The sequence below is a fragment of the Candidatus Poribacteria bacterium genome (assembly GCA_021162805.1).
GTDB lineage: Bacteria > Poribacteria > WGA-4E > B28-G17 > B28-G17 > JAGGXZ01.
This window is the reverse complement of record JAGGXZ010000228.1, coordinates 1-2,549: the sequence shown is the minus strand read 5'-3', so window position 1 is coordinate 2,549 and position 2,549 is coordinate 1. Positions and strand designations below refer to the sequence as shown.

General features: G+C 58.1%; 1 protein-coding gene. It reads left to right on the top strand.

Annotation, left to right across the window (positions count from 1 at the left end):
* Positions 1-570: 570 nt before the first annotated feature.
* The coding region (locus J7M22_18955; GenBank protein ID MCD6508684.1) for a beta-galactosidase at positions 571-2,549 on the top strand (1,979 nt) is incomplete at its 3' end.

Here is a 2,549-nt window from a genome sequence, read left to right as displayed (position 1 = left end):
TTGGAACTTCTAGGTTACTTCGCCGTCCCCGCCGGCGAGAGGGAGGAAGCCGTAAGGGAGGGGATGAATGCGGCGGAGGAGGGAGCGATGTGGCACCCCGTCAAGGCACCCCGGGAGCCTTACGGGATTGGACACATCCCATTCTATCCCTTCATTAAGGAGGTAGCCCAAACTTTCGAGGTTGATAAGCCCATAAGGGCCGTCGCCCCGCATACGCCGACTTGGTTCACAACGGGTTCGGGGTGCACAGTTGAGGTTTATAGGCTTGAGGGCGAAAGGTGGAAGCTCGTGGCGAAGGAACGGTTCGAGGACGTCAAGGACAATTCGTGGCCCTCAGTCGAGTTTCCGCTGCAACCGCCGGGGATTTACAAATGGGTCATCGTCGAGCCGAGGGGTAAAATCGGCGTTTGGGCGAGATGGGGGGATTCCTATCCCGGAGGTCACCCCTTTGTTAACGGAAAACCGGTGGAAGGGTTCGATTTTGAGACACGCGTAATCACGGCGGATGGCGGGATAAAGGAGATCTTCTCCTCCGACGCCCTGCATTTTTCGCTTCCCCTCGGGTGGGGCATGATCGAGGACTGGGAGAAACTCAAAGTCAGAATCGGCTTTGCCGTGGGGAGCTGGAACAACGGCCATTTCCCCTACTACCCCGAATGGTTCTTCCGTCGCTTCCCCGATTGCGCAATGCTGGACCAGGAAGGGAAACCCTTCATGGCAGGGATGTTCGGCAAAACCTGCCCATGGGTCTCCATCTGCCACCCGGCGATCGTCGAGGGGACGAGACGTTATATCCGATCGGTCGTGAGAGCTTTAAGGGATTGTGATGCCGTAGCCTACTGGATCATGGGGGGTGAGTCGCTTTACCCGACCTACTCCTTCCCCGGGAGGTGGGCCGATTACGGTGAAAACGCTATCCTCCACTTCAGGGCTTGGCTTCGGGAACGATACGGAGATCTCGATAGGCTGAACGCCGCCTGGGGCACGAGCTTCCGCTCGTTCGATGAGGTTGAACCGCCGCGGCACCCGAAGCGTGATCTCCCCTCCTTGGACTGGCACAGGTTCAGACTCCATGCGATGGCCGAGAGGTTCAGATGGCATTACGCGGCGATAAGGGCCGAGGACCCGAAAAGGCTCATTCTCACCTGCAACCATGGGGACCTGAGAAGACGTGTGGAACTTGGCGCTGACCCGGCACTTTATGCCTCCGTCTCGGACGGTTTCGAGACGGGCCAGATCATCGTCGGAAACGACCCGATCCTCTTTAACCTGCTTTACTTTCGAATCCTCTCCTCATTCGGAAAGCCTATCTGCCCGGCGAGGTTGGCCTTCAAGTCCCCCGACCCGAGGGCAAGGGGAGGCGGGAGGTCTTTTACCCCTGAGGCGGCAAGAAGATACGTCTACGAATGCCTCGGCTGCGGCGCCTGGCATGTGGGGCTGGTTCAGTGGTCAGGTTCCCTCCCCGACGGCGAGTGGGGGATAAAGGGCACACCCGCCCAGGCCGAGGTGCGCAGGATCTTCTCTGAAATTCGGGAAATTCGCCCCTGGCTCGATTGCTCCTGGCCCGTAAAACCCAATGTGGCGTTTTACCTATCAGGGGCGACCTGGACCCTTTACGGCTTCAGGCCCACATGGCTGGAGATCCATCGAGAACTGGTCTGGAGGCACATCCCCGCCGATTTCATCTACGATATGCAGCTTGCAAGGGGCGATGTCCGTGACTATGAAGTGCTCGTCTCGCTCGACAATCCCATCGTGCCGGATGGAACATTACGAGGGATTGTGGATTTCCTCAGAGACGGCGGTACACTGCTTGTCAGCGGTGAGTTCGCGGAGCTGGACGAAAATCTGAAGCCGAGGCGGAAGGTGGAGCTTCCCGGTGAGGTTGTGAGGCCCGGGTCCGACCTCCTCCATAAGATAAGCCGTTTTCGACCGCTCAGACTGAATGTTGAACCGGAGGAGAAACCCGTTCTCCTGGAAGATTTCAGGACCGTGGGGTGGAGGGAACGAAACTTAGCCGACGATATGAGCGGAAAACACTCCCTCGGCCAGACGGTGAGGATTCCAGCTCCAGCGCGCTCGATCCTCATCTCGACGCCGACATATCTCAAAACGTGCGATAAGTTCGGCTTCATCCTGAGAGTTAGACTTGACGGGCCGGGAGGATCGATCGTCGCCGAAAAACGCGTCAGTCCGCCTATCGGCGACAACGCCTGGCACGAGCTGAAAATCCCGCGTCGTGATCCCGCAGGGACGATTTATTACGTCGAGGTCGTCCCCGATCCCGGACTTCCTCCGACAACCCTTGGCTGGTGGGGGAGGAAGGATGACATCTATCCCGGCGGGACCGCCTTCGTTGACGGAAAGCCCGTCCCTTATGATAGGGAAGTCATCCTCAAGATCGAGAAACCACTACCGGATATAGCTGCTGTGGAGTCGTTTCTGCTTTCAGACGGGATGAATCCCGCCGTGGTATTGATAAACGTCACGGATGGAGATGTCAAAGTGGAGGGTGAGCTTGACGAATCCCTCCTGTCCGACGGGCCGGA